This window comes from Streptomyces sp. NPDC057253, from assembly GCF_042669125.1.
Classification (GTDB): domain Bacteria; phylum Actinomycetota; class Actinomycetes; order Streptomycetales; family Streptomycetaceae; genus Streptomyces.
Map to the genome: position 1 here is coordinate 1 of NZ_JBHUXV010000029.1, position 15,239 is coordinate 15,239.

Here is a 15,239-nt window from a genome sequence, read left to right on the forward strand (position 1 = left end):
GCCCCCGGCTTCTCACCTGAGCAGTGCTCAGGAGAACCTCTGGGGACCTACGAGTTGACCTGTGCGGTCACGAGGCTGGAGAAGGTCGTCAGCCGGGTGTAGACACCCGGGTAACCGGCCTGCGCGCACCCCTCTCCCCAGGAAGTGATCCCTGCCAGGACGCCCCCGATGAGCAGGGGACCGCCGCTGTCGCCCTGGCAGGTGTCTGTGCCGCCGGAGGTGTATCCGGCGCAAACCATGTCGGTCTGGACGAAGTCCGAACCGTAGGAGCTCCGGCAGCTGGAGTCGGACACGATCGGGACGGTCGCGGTCCGCAGCTGGTTGGAGGAGCTGCCGTTCGACGAGGTGGTGCCCCAGCCGAGGATGCGGGCCGTGGTGCCGGCCGCGTACACGCTCGTCTGGGAGGAGGAGACGTACGACGCCGTGGTGTACGGCATCGAGGTCGACAGGGTCAGTACGGCCACGTCGTCGCCGTTGGTGGCGTCGGTGTAGCTCGGGTTGATCCAGATCTTGCTGACCCGGCTGACCGTGCCGTTGGTGCCGTTCAGGTAGGTGCGGCCGCCGACGACTCTGACGCTGCTGGTGGTCTCGCCGACCATACAGTGGGCCGCGGTGACCACCTTGGTCGCGGAGACCAGGGTGCCGCCGCAGAACTGGTTCTGCGAGGCGTCCGTGATCTGCATCATGAACGGGTACGAGGTCGTCGTGGTGGTCGTACCGCCGACGATGGGCTGGGGGGCGGCGACGGCGGTGGGGGCGCCGAGCAACGCGGTGGCGGCGGCAGCGGCGGTCGCCAGGCCGACGGCGCCGGCCTTCTTCGCACGAGTGAGCCCGAACATCAGTGAGTCTCCTCAGGGTTGCCGGTGGGGGGTCGCGCGGGTGTGTGGGGGTAGTACACGGGGGTCGCGGGACCGACCCCCGTATGCCCGGGCGAGCGGCACGTTCATAAGCTAGAACGCGGAAGTTCCCCTTCCCAATGAGGGAAGCCCCTAAGGGAGTTGGGCAGGGAAAACCCTCGGTCGGCCCTGCGGGCCGCTGTTCTGACGGACCCTCGGCTACGGCCTGCGCCCCGCCGCCAGGCGGACGATGTCCACCCGGGAACGGATTCCGAGCTTGCGGTAGACGCGGGTCAGGGTTGCCTCGACCGTCTTCACGCTGATGAACAGGCGCGCGGCTATCTCGCGGTTGGTGGCGCCCTCCATGACGAGGGCCGCCACCTGACGCTCCATCGAGGCGAGCCCCTCCAGGGTGTCCAGACCGTCCGGGGCGGTGGCCAAGGGGGCCGCCGGTTCCACCGGCCGGGTCAGCGCGGCCGCCTCCACCTGCCGCAGCCACGGCAGCGCCCGGCACCGCCGGAACAGCCGGGCCGACTCGTCGTACGACGTCGGACCGGGCCGCCGGGTCCGCAGCTGGGCCAGCGCGAAGGCGGCGCGGGCCTCCTCCAGGCCGTAGCCCAGTTTCGCGAGACGATCCTGCACCGAGGTCAACCGGTCCAGCGCGGCCTCGTGTTCACCCTGTGCCGCCCGCACCAGCGCCTCGGCCCGGTCCAGTACGGCGAGCACGCTCTCCCGGCCGAGCCGCAGCGCGTTCACCCGCGTCACGTCGATGACGTCCTGCGCCTCCCCGACCTCCCCGATCAGTACGAGGGCCTCGGCGAGGTCGCCCTGCCACCGGCCGCGCGCCGGGTCGGTGATGCCGAGCCCGTGCTCCAGCTCGCGCACCCGGCGCAGCGAGCGGACCGCGCCCTCCGCGTCCCCGGCGACGAGCTGGGCGTACCCGAGGGCGGCCAGGCCCCGGGACTCGTACATCTGGTCGCCGTTCTCCTCGGAGTGGTCGACCGCCTCCCGGGCCAGTTCCAGTGCCCGCTCGACATTGCCCCCCGAGGCCTCCGCGAGGGAGGCCAGCACGGCCGAGGCCACCTCGCCGATCCCGGTGTCGCGGGCCATCATCAGGCTCTCCCGGGCCAGGTCGAGCGCCCGCCCGCAGTGCCCGGAGCGCAGTTCGGTCTCGGCCACCCCGCGCAGGAAGTGCACCTCGCTCTCGACCGAGCCGCGCCGCCGGACCTCCCGCAGCAGCGCGGTGACCGTGGCCCGGGCCTCGGGCAGCTGGTCGCTCATGATCAGCCAGCGGAAGCGGGAGTACCCGGCGCCGTTGTGATGGCAGGAGACGCGCGGGTCCTGGGGCTCCTTGAGGGCGCGCTTGATGGTCGCGGGGGCGTCCGGGTGGCCCATCAGGGTCTCGATCTGGGCCTGGAAGGACAGCGCCATCAGTTCGTTGTACCGGTCGCCGCCCTGCGCGGCCAGCGCCGCCGAGCGCGCGGCCTCCCCGCGGGCCTCGTCGAAGTCGCCCTCGACCAGCAGGGCGCGCCAGGCCAGCTGGTAGCGGATCAGGGCCAGCAGCCCGGGGTCGTCGCCCGCGTCGGCCAGCGCCTGCGGGAAGACCGCGTCGACCTCCGTCATGGCATGGCCCGCGGTGTCGATCACGATGATCCAGGCCCGCACCCGGTCCGCGGGCACCGTGGCCCGGGTCAGCACGTCCCGGGCGATGTCCCGGGCGAGGTCCAGCTCGCCGGCGGTGATCGCGTCCTCGGCCGCGGTGAGCCGCCGTACGTCAGGGGCGGGCACGCTGTCCGCCGGGGTGTGCCGGGCCGACAGCAGCCCGAGCGAGGCGGCCATCGAGGGGGCGCCCCGGTCCCGGGCCAGGGCCGCGGCCTCGGCGAGCCGGGCGGCCACCTCCGGGTCGGTGCCGTTGGTGGCGAGCGCCAGGTGACGGGCCCGCTCGATCGGGTCGGAGGCCGCCGTGGACAGCGCCCGGTGCGCCTCCCGCCGGTCCTGCGCGGGCGCCTCCGCGTACAGCGCGGCGGAGATCAGCGGATGCGCGAAGCGTACGGCGGGACCCTCGGCCTCCGTCGCGAGCAGCCCCAGCGCCGCCGCCTGGGCCATCTCGGCCTCGGCGTCCCCGCGCCCCGCCGCGTGCAGCAGGGCCGGGGTGGGACGGGCGCCCGCGCTCGCCACCAGCAGGGTGCGGCGGGCCTGGGCGGAGAGCATCTCCAGGCGGCTCAGCACCAGGGCCCGGAGCGAGGTGGGCACCGGCAGCGGGTCGCCGGGGCGGGGCGGGACCGGGCTCTCGGTGAGCGCGCGGCCGAGCTCCAGGGCGTAGAACGGGTTGCCGCCGCTGGTGCGGTGGATGTCGCGGACGGTGGAGCGCTGAAGGCCGGTGTAGCCGCGGTGGTCCAGCAGTGCGGCCACCTGGGCGCGGGTGAGCGGGTTGAAGCGGACGGCGAGGGTGTCCGGGGGCAACGCGCGTAGATGACGGTCGTACTCGGGACCGTCGGTCCGGACCGCGCACAGCATCCGCACAGGGATGTCGCCGAGCCTGCGCGCGGCGAAACCGAGCAGCTCCAGGCTGGCGGGATCCAGCCACTGCATGTCGTCGGCGACGATCAGGACGGGTCCCTCGGCGGCGAGGGCGCGCAGCGCGGACAGCACGGCCAGGCGCAGGGCGAGGCCGTCGCGCTGGAGGGTGGACTCGCCGCGGCCGGTCAGGGCCGACTCCAGGGCGGTGCGCTGGGCGGCGGGCAGCTTGTCGGAGATGTCGTCCAGGACCAGGCCGAAGAGGTCGGCGAGGGCGAGGAAGGGCAGGTGGGACTCGGACTCGGTGGCCGAGCAGCGCAGCACGGTGCGGGCCGCGTCGCCGCACTCCGCGGCCAGCGCCCGCAGGACGGTCGACTTCCCGATGCCGGCCGGGCCGTGCAGCAGCACGCTGCCGCCCCGGGTCAGCTGCTCACGGGCCTGGACGAACAGATCGTCCCGTCCGATCACCAGGTCGGGGCGGCATCTCGCAGGCTCCTGGAAGTCGCGTGGCACGGTCACCGCTCCCCTCCCTGTGCGTGTCCTGGCCAATATTAGGCAAGGTGCTGCGAAATTCGGCGGGAAGATGCGGTGAGGGAGATAACAACCGGTTACGTATCAAGAAATTCAAAGCGCCCGCGGCTGAATGAAATGTCTACGATCGCTACGGCAGCAGCCCCGCCCGGCGCGCGGCCGCGACCGCCTCGCCCCGGGTCCCGGCGCCCAGCTTCCGCATCGCCGACCGCAGGTACGCCTTGACCGTCTCGGCGGTCACTCCCAGCCGCCCGGCCGCCGCGGCGTTCGTCGCACCGACCGCCACGCAGGCCAGGACGTCCAGCTCACGCGGTGCCAGAGCGACCGCCGCCGGCCGGGCGGGCGCCGGGCTCAGCAGGGCGCACGCGTCCAGCAGCTCGGTCCGGAGCGCGGGGTCGGTGATCCGCGGGGCCAGCGCCCGCAGGGCCGCGTGCGCCTCCCGGACCTGCTCCCAGCCCGAGCTGTCGCCCGGCGGCGGCTCGGCCCGCGCCGCCGCCAGCACGTCCCGCGCCCCGTCGCCCGCGACCAGCGCCTGCTCGACGTCCCGCGCCGCGTCCACCGCCGCCGTCAGCGTGCGGTCACCCAGCGGCCGGGCGTCCCGCAGGGCGCCGTAGAGCACCCCGCGCACCCGGCGCCGTACCACCACCGGCACGGCCAGCACCGCGCGCAGGCCCTCGGCGGCGACGGCGGCGTCGTACTCGTGGCTGATCTGGCGGGAGACGGAGTAGTCCGCGACGGCGCAGGGGCGGGCCAGCGCGACCGTCTTGCCGCCGAGGCCGTTGCCGGAGGTCACCGCGAGGGAGAGGAGCGAGGTGGTGGCGGTACCGCTCAGCTCGCTGATCCGGATCCGCGGCCGCCCGGGTTCCACCAGGCCGCCGAAGGCGACCGGCAGGCCCGTCGTGCGCCGCAGCCGTACGAGTGCACGCCGGATCTCCACCGCACCGGCCGCGTCCGCTGTCACCTGTTCGTCCCTCCACCGCGGCACACACCCCCGTTCGGGGGTAGTGAGACCCGCATCACGGATTACACGATGGAAGAGAGCCGCCCGGCAATGGTCCGGTACGAGGAGGACACCAAGATGACGGCCACAGAGGACTTCCGCGGGGCGCGGGACTTCCTGCTCCGGCACCGCGAGGACTACGCCGCCGCGTACGAGGGCTTCGCCTGGCCCCGCCCGCGGCACTTCAACTGGGCGCTCGACTGGTTCGACGTCATCGCCCGGGACAACGACCGCACCGCCCTGCACATCGTCGAGGAGGACGGCGGCGAGGTCCGGCTCTCCTTCGCCGAGATGGCCGAGCGCTCCGACCGGGTCGCCAACCTGCTGCGCGAGCGCGGGGTGGAGGCCGAGGACCGGATCCTGGTCATGCTGGGCAACCAGACCGAGCTGTGGGAGACCGCGCTGGCCGCCATGAAGCTGCGGGCCGTCGTCATCCCCGCGACCCCGCTGCTCGGCCCCGCCGACCTGCGCGACCGTGTCGAGCGCGGCCGGGTGCGGCATGTGCTGGTACGGGCCGAGGACACCGGCAAGTTCGACGACGTGCCCGGCGACTACACCCGCATCGCGGTGGGCGGCGTACCGGAGGGCTGGCAGCCGTACGAGGACGCCTACGCCGCCTCCGCGGAGTTCCTGCCCGACGGCCCGACCCTCGCCGACGACCCGCTGATGCTCTACTTCACCTCCGGGACCACCGCCCGGCCCAAGCTCGTCGAGCACACCCACACCTCGTACCCGATCGGGCACCTGGCGACCATGTACTGGATCGGGCTCAGGCCCGGTGACGTGCACCTCAACATCTCCTCGCCCGGCTGGGCCAAGCACGCCTGGTCCAATCTGTTCGCGCCGTGGAACGCGGAGGCGACCGTCTTCATCCACAACTACACGCGCTTCGACGCGGCCCGTCTGATGGCCGAGATGGACCGGGCGGGCGTCACCACCTTCTGCGCCCCGCCGACCGTGTGGCGCATGCTCATCCAGGCCGACCTGACCCAGCTGCGCACCCCGCCGCGCGAGGTGGTCGCGGCAGGCGAGCCCCTGAACCCCGAGGTCATCGAGCAGGTCCGGCGGGCCTGGGGGATCACCATCCGGGACGGCTTCGGGCAGACCGAGACCGCCGTGCAGGTCTCCAACAGTCCCGGGCAGGTGCTGAAGACCGGCTCCATGGGCCGCCCCAGCCCCGGCTACCAGGTGGAGCTGCTCGACCCGGTCTCCGGCGCGCCCGGCGCGGCCGAGGGCGAGATCGCGCTGGACCTGTCGGCCCGTCCGGTCGGCCTGATGACCGGCTACCACGGCGACCCCGACCGTACGGCGGAGGCGATGGCCGGCGGTTACTACCGGACCGGCGACGTCGCGTCCCGGGACGAGGACGGCTACCTGACCTACATCGGCCGCAGCGACGACGTCTTCAAGGCCTCCGACTACAAGATCAGCCCCTTCGAGCTGGAGAGCGCCCTGCTGGAGCACGAGGCGGTGGCCGAGGCGGCCGTCGTGCCCGCGCCGGACGAGCTGCGGCTCGCGGTCCCGAAGGCGTACGTGGTGCTGGCGGAGGGCTGGGAGCCAGGCCCCGACACGGCCAAGGTGCTCTTCGAGCACTCCCGGCAGACGCTGGCGCCCTACAAGCGCATCCGGCGGCTGGAGTTCGGGGAGCTGCCCAAGACGGTGTCCGGCAAGATCCGCCGGATCGAGCTGCGGGAGGCCACGGCGGCAGGCTCGGACGCTGAGTACCGCGAGGAGGACTTCCGGTGAACTCCTACACGCACGGCGTGAGCACGACGGCGCTGCTCGGCGACACCATCGGCGCCAACCTCGACCGGGCCGTGGCCACCTGGCCGGATCGCGAGGCGCTGGTCGACGTGCCGTCCGGACGGCGCTGGACCTACGCCCAATTCGGCGCCGACGTCGACGAGTTGGCGCGAGCGCTGCTCGGCGCCGGGGTCGTGAAGGGCGACCGGGTGGGCATCTGGGCCATCAACTGTCCCGAGTGGACGCTCGTCCAGTACGCCACCGCCCGCATCGGCGCGATCATGGTCAACATCAACCCGGCGTACCGCACCCACGAGGTGGAGTACGTCCTCGACCAGGCGGGCATCTCGCTGCTGTTCGCCTCGCTGAGCCACAAGAGCAGTGACTACCGGGCGATGGTCGACGAAGTGCGGGGCCGGTGCCGCCAGTTGAGGGAGGTGGTGTACATCGGCGACCCGAGCTGGGGGGAGTTGCTGGGACGGGCGGTGCCGGACCCTCAGTACCCGGAGCTGTCCTGCGACGACCCGATCAACATCCAGTACACCTCGGGCACGACGGGCTTCCCCAAGGGGGCCACGCTCTCCCACCACAACATCCTCAACAACGGTTACTTCGTGGGGGAGTTGATCGCCTACACCGAGCAGGACCGGATCTGCGTCCCGGTGCCGTTCTACCACTGCTTCGGCATGGTGATGGGCAACCTGGCGGCGACCTCGCACGGCGCGTGCATGGTCATCCCGGCCCCGTCCTTCGACCCGGCGGCGACCCTGCGCGCGGTCCAGCAGGAGCGCTGCACCTCGCTCTACGGCGTCCCGACCATGTTCATCGCCGAGCTGAACCTCCCCGACTTCGCGAGCTACGACCTGTCCTCCCTGCGCACCGGGATCATGGCGGGCTCGCCGTGCCCGGTGGAGGTGATGAAGCGGGTGGTCGCCGAGATGCACATGGCCGAGGTGTCCATCTGCTACGGCATGACGGAGACCTCCCCGGTCTCGCTCCAGACCCGCAGGGACGACGACCTGGAGCACCGCACCGGCACGGTCGGCCGCGTCCTGCCGCACATCGAGGTCAAGGTCGTCGACCCGGCGACCGGGGTGACCCAACCCCGGGGCACCGCGGGGGAGTTGTGCACCCGCGGCTACAGCGTGATGCTCGGCTACTGGGACGAGCCCGAGAAGACCGCGGAGGCCGTCGACGCCGGGCGCTGGATGCACACCGGTGACCTGGCGATGATGCGCGAGGACGGCTACGTCGAGATCGTCGGACGCATCAAGGACATGATCATCCGGGGTGGCGAGAACATCTACCCGCGCGAGATCGAGGAGTTCCTCTACGGCCACCCGAAGATCGCGGACGTCCAGGTCGTCGGGGTCCCCCATGAGCGCTACGGCGAGGAGGTGCTGGCCTGCGTGATCCCCCGCGACCCGGCCACGCCACCGAGCCTGGAGGAACTGCGCGCCTTCTGCGACGGGCGGCTGGCCCACTACAAGATCCCGAGCCGACTGCGGATCCTGGACGCCTTTCCTATGACGGTGTCGGGGAAGGTGCGGAAGGTGGAGCTGCGGGAGGCGTATGCGGAGGGGTAGGGGGGTGGCGGGTTCGTCGGCCGGTGGGGGAGGGGGCTGGTCGCGGCGCATGCGGACGCGGGGGCGACAAGTGCCGCCGAGGAACCCCGGAAGCCGAGGTGCTTGTAGTACGGGGCTCTCAGGGGACCTCGGCGGAGGTGGTCAGGGTGGGGCCGGTAGGGCCTTCTTCCTGGTGAGGAGGGCCCGGCTCAGCCGGCGGTGCGGGAGGCGGGGGTGCATCGAGGCCTGTTCGGTGTGCAGGTCGCCGTCGACGGGCTCGGCAATCAGGCGGGCGACCGGCCTGTCCCGCTCGTCGGCGGCGACCCAGGGGCGGCCGGACGGGCGGTGGCGTTCCGGCGCTTCCGGGGCGGACGGCTTGTCGGCGATCGCCGTCATGCGCAGGGCGCGGAAACCGGCTCCCGTCGCGCGCTCGAGGTGCTGGAGCCCCGGGAGGTCGGCGGCGGTGGCGGGACGGATGCGCAGGGGGGCGAGGCTCGGGCACCGGTCGCCTTCCGCGCGGCCGGGATTCCCGGGTCAGGTGTCGCCCAGTTCGTCGGCGAGGCTGTTCACCGGCTGTGGGGTGCCCGTCAGGTCCAGCACGAACAGGGGGACGCCCAGGGCGTCGGCGCGGGTGCGGGCCTCGGTGGTGTAGCCGGCCAGGGAGAAGTAGACGCAGTGCGCGGACTCCGTCATGGCCGTCAGCCACAGACACTCCACGTCCCGCAGTGAGGCGGGCCGCACGGTCGGGTCCACCTGGGCCAGCAGACCCCGCGCGGCGAGCCCGATCCCGGACGGCGGCCGCTGGTCGGCCCGCCGGATGTCCTGGTAACCGAGCCACCGCAGATACAGCGCGGCCACGGTCACCGCGTCGCGCGCGGTGCGGATCGTGATGGGCTGGAAGGCGCGGCGTGGGGGAGTGGGGGAGGGAGGCTCGGCGGGCGTGGGTGGGGCGGCGGAGGCGGTGCCGGCGGTGTTGTCGGCGGAGGCGGGCGGTTCGGCGGTGGCGCTGGTGCCGGGGGGCGCGGGCGCGTCGGCGGAGGCGGTGATGTCGGCGGAGCCGCCCGTCTCCACCGCGGAGCTGCCTGTCCTGCCTGCGGGGCTGCCCGCTTCGCCGGCCGAGCCGCCCGTCTCGTCCATGGGGCCGCCCACCTCGCCTGCGGAGGTCGTCGTCCCGCCGGCGGAGCCGCCCGCCGCCGCCGCGGAGCCGCCCGCTTCGCCGGCCGAGCCGCCCGTTTCGTCCATGGGGCCGTCCACCTCGCCTGCGGAGGTCGTCGTCCCGCCGGCGGAGCCGCCCGTCTGCACCGCGGAGCCGCCCGCCTCCACCGCGGAGCTGCCTGTCCTGCCTGCGGAGCCGCCCGCTTCGCCGGCCGAGCCGCCTGTCTCGACAATGGGGCTGCCCGCCCTGCCCGCGGACGTGGCCGAACCGTCGGTGCTGGTCCGCCCCGGCGTGGATCGTGACGGGCGGTCTTCCGGGCTCTCCGTCACCGGAATGCGCAGGACCGTCCCGCAGGCGCAGCCCAGTTCCGGATGGGGCCACTCCGTCCGGCGGCCGCAGAGCGCGCACGCGACGGTGACCCAGGCCTCCTCCCACACCTGATGCCTGACCGCCCGCGCCCCGGCACCCGGCTCCAGCGGCGGTGACACCGGGGCGCCGCACGCGCACGGGTACGTCGGCGCCGCGTAGAGGTGCTCGCGCCGGCAGACCGGACAGCGCACCGGCACGCTTTCGGACATGGCCACATCGTCCTCCAGGACGTGTCCCGTTGTCCGCCCCTTGACGGTCTTCCCCCACCGACCTACATTGCTTCCAGATAGTAGAAAACAGTTTCCGTATTGCGGAAGTGCTCACCGCGGGGCGCGACGGGAGTACGCATCCGACAGCCGACACAGTTGAAGCAGTCGAAGCAGGAGTACTCGATGGCTCGAATGACCGCTGCCCGCGCGGCAGTTGAGATCCTCAAACGCGAAGGTGTCACGGACGCGTTCGGCGTGCCCGGCGCGGCGATCAACCCCTTCTACGCCGCGCTCAAGGCCTCCGGGGGCATCCACCACACCCTCGCCCGCCATGTCGAGGGCGCCTCGCACATGGCGGAGGGGTACACGAGGACCCACCCGGGCAACATCGGTGTCTGCATCGGCACGTCCGGCCCCGCCGGCACCGACATGATCACCGGGCTGTACTCCGCCACCGGCGACTCCGTTCCGATCCTGTGCATCACGGGCCAGGCCCCGACCGCCGTGATCCACAAGGAGGACTTCCAGGCCGTCGACATCGCGTCCATCGCGGGCCCGGTGACGAAGATGGCCGTCACCGTCCTGGAGGCCGCCCAGGTCCCCGGCGTCTTCCAGCAGGCCTTCCACCTCATGCGCTCCGGCCGCCCGGGCCCGGTCCTGATCGACCTGCCGATCGACGTCCAGCTGACCGAGATCGAGTTCGACCCGGAGACGTACGAGCCCCTCCCGGTCTACAAGCCGGCCGCGAGCCGCGCGCAGATCGAGAAGGCGATCGGGATGCTGAACGCCTCCGAACGCCCGCTGATCGTCGCCGGCGGCGGTGTCATCAACGCCGACGCGGCCGAACTCCTGGTCGAGTTCGCCGAGTTGACCGGCACCCCGGTCGTCCCGACCCTGATGGGCTGGGGCGTCCTGCCCGACGACCACGAGCTGAACGCCGGCATGGTCGGCCTTCAGACCTCCCACCGCTACGGCAACGCCACCTTCCTGGAGTCCGACTTCGTCCTCGGCATCGGCAACCGCTGGGCCAACCGCCATACCGGCAAACTGGACGTCTACACGGCGGGCCGGACGTTCGTCCACGTCGACGTCGAGCCCACCCAGATCGGCCGGATCTTCGCCCCGGACTACGGCATCGCCTCCGACGCGAAGGCGGCCCTGGCCCTCTTCGTCGAGGTGGCACGGGAGTTGAAGGCCGCGGGCCGGCTCCCTGACCGCGGCGCCTGGGCCGCCGCCGCGCAGGAGAAGAAGGCCACCCTCCAGCGCCGTACCCACTTCGACGACATCCCCATCAAGCCCCAGCGCGTCTACGAGGAGATGAACAAGGCCTTCGGCCCGGAGACCCGGTACGTCTCCACCATCGGCCTCTCCCAGATCGCCGGCGCCCAGATGCTGCACGTCTTCCGGCCGCGGCACTGGATCAACTGCGGCCAGGCGGGCCCCCTCGGCTGGACGATCCCGGCCGCGCTGGGCGTCGCCAAGGCCGACCCGGAGGCACAGGTCGTGGCGCTCTCCGGCGACTACGACTTCCAGTTCATGATCGAGGAGCTGGCCGTCGGGGCGCAGCACCGGATCCCGTACATCCACGTCCTGGTCAACAACTCCTACCTGGGCCTGATCCGCCAGGCCCAGCGCGCCTTCGACATCGACTTCCAGGTCAACCTGGAGTTCGAGAACGTCAACTCCCCTGAGCTCGGCGTCTACGGCGTCGACCACGTCAAGGTCGCCGAGGGCCTCGGCTGCAAGGCGATCCGGGTGACGGACCCGGCGGAGCTGGGGGCCGCGCTGGAACAGGCGAAGAAGCTCGCCGCGCAGTTCCAGGTGCCGGTGGTCGTCGAGGCGATCCTGGAGCGGGTCACCAACATCTCGATGTCCACGACCAACGACATAGGGAACGTGGTGGAGTTCGAGGAGATCGCGACGGAGCCGGCGCACGCGCCGACGTCGATCAGGACGCTCAAGGTCTGACACCGGGCACAGCTGAAGGGCGGTCCCACCGTGATGGTCGGACCGCCCTTTCCCGTGCCCGGCTCCCCCGAGGCCGTCCCCCGTCGTGTGGCCCGCCGCCCCCGTGCCGGCGGGCCTCACGTGAAGAGAATGTGCCCGCGGCAGGGTCGTGTTGAAGCCCCTGGACCGAGGTTCAGAGGTTGATTTGAGGATTCCGTAGCCGGGCTACGACCGGTGCCGTACGCCGCCTCACTCCTCATGGTGCTCGGACAGCCCCGGCCAGTCCTCCGGACCGCCGCCCTGCCACTCCACGATCTCCTCGTCCTCGACCTCGATCCGGTCGAGGTCGGCGAGCCGGAGCAGTTCGACGACGTCGTCCAGATGGGAGGCCACGCCGAGGTTGTCATCGTCCACGGTGACCCGCCGCGACCCGTCCAGTGCCGGGGCGTGCACCACGACATGCGGATGTTCTGCCATGCCCTCAGCCTCCTGCGATCGGCTCGTGTCCGCACCCGGAGGACGCGGCACCCCGGAACGCGGAGAAGCGCAGGACCCGGAAAAATCCGTGTCCTGCGCTCCATCCTGCCCTGCCGGGACCGCGGCGGTGGCGACGGAGCCGGTGCGCACCCCTTCCCTCAGGTCGAAGAAGGGGGGCCCGGCGCCTTCACCACCGCACTGGCTCGCACACCGCCGCGGTCCGTTCCCTGCCCCGCCCGCCACCGGGCGACCACCCCTCATCCGGGTCGCCGGTGCGTCGGGGCAGGGAGTCTCACAGGAGTTGGTACCGGGCGGCGCCACCGCCTGGGCGCGACAGGACAGATGTCGGCGGGGGCGCCGCCCGGGGTCTTCGGGGTGTCAGACCTGGGCCCCGGACAGCCGCTCCACGGCCCGCAGCAGCGCCGAGTGGTCCAGGCCCCCGTCGCCCTGCGCACGCAGGCTCGCGACCAGCTGGGCGACCACGGCGCCGACCGGCAGGGCCGCGCCGACGTTGCGGGCGGCGTCGGTGACGATGCCCATGTCCTTGTGGTGCAGGTCGATCCGGAAGCCCGGCTTGAAGTCGCGCTGGAGGAAGTTGTCCTTCTTGCGCGTCAGCACGGTCGAGCCGGCCAGGCCGCCGTTCAGGACGTCCAGCGCGGCCTTGAGGTTCACGCCCGACTTCTCCAGGAAGACCACGGCCTCGGCGCACGCCTGGATGTTCACGGCGACGATCAGCTGGTTCGCGGCCTTCACGGTCTGCCCCGAGCCGTGCGGACCGCACAGCACGATGGTCTTGCCCAGCGCCTCGAAGACCGGCTCGGCCTCGTCGAAGTCGGCCTGCTCACCGCCGACCATGATGGACAGCACGGCCTCGATCGCTCCGGCCTCACCGCCGGACACCGGCGCGTCCAGGACCCGGATGCCCTTGTCGGCGGCGGCCTTCGCGAGGTCCACCGAGGTCTGCGGGGTGATCGAGGACATGTCGATCAGCAGGGCGCCGGAGCGGGCGTGGGCCAGGATGCCCTCGGGGCCGTACGCGATGGCCTCGACCTGCGGGGACGCGGGCACCATCGTGATGATCACGTCGGCGTCGCGCACGGCCTCGGCGATCGAGGCGGCCGCGGTGCCACCGGCGGCGGCCAGCCGGTCCAGCTTGTCCTGCTCCAGGGTGTAGCCGGTGACGTCGTAACCCGCCTTGACCAGGTTCTCGGACATGGGGGAGCCCATGATGCCGAGGCCGATCCAGGCGATCTTGGGGAGACTGCTCATGTCGGGGGTGCCTCTCGGTGTGTAAGTGGGGTCAGCGGGCGAGCCAGTCGAAGGCCTCGGCACTCGGGCGGTCGCCGGGCTTGTACTCCAGGCCGACCCAGCCGTCGTAACCGGCCTTGGTCAGCAGGCCCAGCAGCTCCTCCAGCGGCAGCGTCCCGGTGCCCGGAGCGCCCCGGCCCGGGTTGTCGGCGATCTGGACATGCCCGGTCTTCGGGGTGAACTCCTCGATCACCGCCGGGAGATCCTCGCCGTTCATGGACAGGTGGTAGAGGTCCATGAGGAAGCGGGCGTTGCCGAGGCCACTGGCCGCGTTGACCTTGTCGACGATCCCGACCGCGGCCGGCGCGCTCACCAGCGGGTACCGCGGCGACTCGGGCTTGTTGAGGGCCTCGATCAGGAGGATCGCGCCGATCCGGTCGGCCGCGCGGGCCGCGAGGACCAGGTTCTCCAGGGCCAGCGCGTCCTGCTCGGCCGGGTCCACGCCGTCGACGCGGTTGCCGTACAGGGCGTTGAGCGCCGTCGCGCCCAGCGATCCGGCGAAGTCGGCGGCCACGTCGATGTTGGCCCGGAACCGTTCCGACTCCTCGCCCGGGATCGACAGGGCGCCGCGGTCGGGGCCCGGCAGCTCGCCGGCGTAGAAGTTCAGGCCCGTCAGCTGGACGCCCGCGTCCTCGATCGCCTGCTTCAGGGCATCGAGCTCGGACCGCTCGGGGGTGGGGGTGTCGATCCAGGGCCACCACAGCTCGACCGCGGTGAAGCCGGCCGCGGCGGCTGCCGCGGGGCGCTCCAGGAGCGGGAGTTCCGTGAAGAGGATCGACAGGTTGACGTTGAAGCGCTGCTCTGCGAATCCCATGGACCCGGCGCTCCCTTCCGTGTCGAGTATTTCCGTAATGCGGAAGTTAGTTTCTGCTTATTGGAAGATTGCCGTCGCGTCGAAGGGGTTGTCAAGAGGGCCCGGCGGAAAACCGCACCGCGGGTTAGGTTGTGCGCGTGCGATTGAGAGTGGAGTTCACGACCGAGCCCTTCGACCTCGACGAGGCGCCGGCGCACGCGCTGGTGGCCCGCGAGGTCATCGAGGCGGCCGAGCTGGACGCGGTGGACGTCGGCCCGTTCGGCAACACCGCCGAGGGCGGCGCCGACGAGGTGCTCGGTGCCGTGGACGCCCTGCTGCGCAGGACCCTGGCCGCCGGCGCCACCCGGATCTCGCTCCAGGTCAACGTGGTCGGGGAAGGGGAGGCGTGAGCGCCGACGAGCCGTTCATCACTGCGGTCAAGCCGCTGGTCGACGCCATGGGCGGCGAGCTGCTCCCGCCGGACGAGGCCGGCCCCGACGACGTCGTGCTCTCCTGGGAGGGCGCCGACGTCGTCGCCGTACGGCTGCCGCAGCTCGCGGACTCCCTCGATCACATCCTGGCCGCCATGGAGCGCAAGCGGGGCATGCCGCTCGCCGACCTCGACCGCAAGGCCAAGCAGGAGGTCGTACGGACACTGGAGGCGCGCGGCGCCTTCTCCGTGCGGCACGGCGTGGAGACCGTGGCGAGCGCGCTCGGGGTCAGCCGCTTCACCGTCTACAACTACCTGAACCGGGACAAGTCGTAGGCAACACGGCCGTGCGGGTTTC

At 72.1% G+C, this 15,239-nt stretch carries 13 protein-coding genes; 5 read left to right on the plus strand and 8 right to left on the minus strand.

Features of this window, described 5'->3' with window-relative positions; translation table 11 throughout:
• Window positions 1-47: 47 nt before the first annotated feature.
• From ACFULQ_RS18060 to ACFULQ_RS18070, 3 genes are all read right to left on the minus strand, one after another.
• Window positions 48-839, minus strand: coding sequence for a S1 family peptidase (locus ACFULQ_RS18060; protein WP_383544702.1), 792 nt, complete (start codon window positions 837-839; stop codon window positions 48-50).
• A gap of 216 nt (window positions 840-1,055) precedes the next feature.
• A complete protein-coding gene (locus ACFULQ_RS18065; RefSeq protein ID WP_383544705.1) occupies window positions 1,056-3,872 on the minus strand; it encodes an AAA family ATPase in 2,817 nt (938 codons plus the stop codon).
• 142 nt (window positions 3,873-4,014) lie between these two features.
• Window positions 4,015-4,845 (minus strand): LuxR C-terminal-related transcriptional regulator, encoded by an 831-nt coding sequence (locus ACFULQ_RS18070; RefSeq protein WP_383544707.1) that lies wholly within the window; start codon window positions 4,843-4,845, stop codon window positions 4,015-4,017.
• Window positions 4,846-4,962: 117 nt separating this feature from the next.
• Here ACFULQ_RS18070 and ACFULQ_RS18075 point away from each other — a divergent pair, with 117 nt between their 5' ends.
• Together ACFULQ_RS18075 and ACFULQ_RS18080 are read left to right on the plus strand one after the other, a co-directional pair.
• Entirely contained in the window at window positions 4,963-6,630 is a 1,668-nt protein-coding gene (locus ACFULQ_RS18075; protein WP_383544709.1) for an AMP-binding protein, read from the plus strand.
• Entirely contained in the window at window positions 6,627-8,213 is a 1,587-nt protein-coding gene (locus ACFULQ_RS18080) for an AMP-binding protein (protein ID WP_383544711.1), read from the plus strand. The genes ACFULQ_RS18075 and ACFULQ_RS18080 overlap by 4 nt, the downstream gene beginning before the upstream one ends.
• 141 nt (window positions 8,214-8,354) lie before the next feature.
• On the opposite strand, the gene ACFULQ_RS18085 is transcribed toward ACFULQ_RS18080, so the two are convergent.
• Together ACFULQ_RS18085 and ACFULQ_RS18090 are read right to left on the minus strand one after the other, a co-directional pair.
• Entirely contained in the window at window positions 8,355-8,588 is a 234-nt protein-coding gene (locus ACFULQ_RS18085) for a hypothetical protein (RefSeq protein ID WP_383544714.1), read from the minus strand.
• A 138-nt stretch (window positions 8,589-8,726) separates the two neighbouring features.
• Window positions 8,727-9,329, minus strand: coding sequence for a hypothetical protein (locus ACFULQ_RS18090; protein ID WP_383544912.1), 603 nt, complete (start codon window positions 9,327-9,329; stop codon window positions 8,727-8,729).
• Window positions 9,330-10,109: 780 nt separating this feature from the next.
• Here ACFULQ_RS18090 and gcl point away from each other — a divergent pair.
• Window positions 10,110-11,894 (plus strand): glyoxylate carboligase, encoded by a 1,785-nt coding sequence (gcl, locus tag ACFULQ_RS18095; RefSeq protein WP_383544717.1) that lies wholly within the window; start codon window positions 10,110-10,112, stop codon window positions 11,892-11,894.
• A gap of 228 nt (window positions 11,895-12,122) precedes the next feature.
• On the opposite strand, the gene ACFULQ_RS18100 is transcribed toward gcl, so the two are convergent.
• From ACFULQ_RS18100 to ACFULQ_RS18110, 3 genes are all read right to left on the minus strand, one after another.
• On the minus strand, window positions 12,123-12,350 hold the full coding sequence (locus tag ACFULQ_RS18100; RefSeq protein WP_383544720.1) for a hypothetical protein: 228 nt from the start codon (window positions 12,348-12,350) through the stop codon (window positions 12,123-12,125).
• Window positions 12,351-12,728: 378 nt separating this feature from the next.
• Window positions 12,729-13,619, minus strand: a complete 891-nt coding sequence (locus tag ACFULQ_RS18105) for a 2-hydroxy-3-oxopropionate reductase (protein WP_383544723.1) — start codon at window positions 13,617-13,619, stop codon at window positions 12,729-12,731.
• Window positions 13,620-13,650: 31 nt separating this feature from the next.
• Window positions 13,651-14,472, minus strand: a complete 822-nt coding sequence (locus ACFULQ_RS18110; protein ID WP_383544726.1) for a TIM barrel protein — start codon at window positions 14,470-14,472, stop codon at window positions 13,651-13,653.
• A 137-nt stretch (window positions 14,473-14,609) separates the two neighbouring features.
• Here ACFULQ_RS18110 and ACFULQ_RS18115 point away from each other — a divergent pair, with 137 nt between their 5' ends.
• Together ACFULQ_RS18115 and ACFULQ_RS18120 are read left to right on the plus strand one after the other, a co-directional pair.
• Window positions 14,610-14,861, plus strand: coding sequence for a hypothetical protein (locus ACFULQ_RS18115; protein ID WP_383544729.1), 252 nt, complete (start codon window positions 14,610-14,612; stop codon window positions 14,859-14,861).
• 47 nt (window positions 14,862-14,908) lie between these two features.
• On the plus strand, window positions 14,909-15,217 hold the full coding sequence (locus ACFULQ_RS18120) for a helix-turn-helix domain-containing protein (RefSeq protein ID WP_383544914.1): 309 nt from the start codon (window positions 14,909-14,911) through the stop codon (window positions 15,215-15,217).
• Window positions 15,218-15,239: the final 22 nt, after the last annotated feature.

Bases quoted from the DNA above. Each gene is read 5' to 3' on its own strand.
- ACFULQ_RS18075 (WP_383544709.1), top strand. From the start codon at position 4,963: ATGACGGCCACAGAGGACTTCCGCGGGGCGCGGGACTTCCTGCTCCGG.
- ACFULQ_RS18105 (WP_383544723.1), bottom strand. From the start codon at position 13,619: ATGAGCAGTCTCCCCAAGATCGCCTGGATCGGCCTCGGCATCATGGGC.
- ACFULQ_RS18090 (WP_383544912.1), bottom strand. From the start codon at position 9,329: ATGGACGAGACGGGCGGCTCGGCCGGCGAAGCGGGCAGCCCCGCAGGC.
- ACFULQ_RS18060 (WP_383544702.1), bottom strand. From the start codon at position 839: ATGTTCGGGCTCACTCGTGCGAAGAAGGCCGGCGCCGTCGGCCTGGCG.
- ACFULQ_RS18085 (WP_383544714.1), bottom strand. From the start codon at position 8,588: ATGACGGCGATCGCCGACAAGCCGTCCGCCCCGGAAGCGCCGGAACGC.
- gcl (WP_383544717.1), top strand. From the start codon at position 10,110: ATGGCTCGAATGACCGCTGCCCGCGCGGCAGTTGAGATCCTCAAACGC.
- ACFULQ_RS18120 (WP_383544914.1), top strand. From the start codon at position 14,909: ATGGGCGGCGAGCTGCTCCCGCCGGACGAGGCCGGCCCCGACGACGTC.
- ACFULQ_RS18110 (WP_383544726.1), bottom strand. From the start codon at position 14,472: ATGGGATTCGCAGAGCAGCGCTTCAACGTCAACCTGTCGATCCTCTTC.
- ACFULQ_RS18100 (WP_383544720.1), bottom strand. From the start codon at position 12,350: ATGGCAGAACATCCGCATGTCGTGGTGCACGCCCCGGCACTGGACGGG.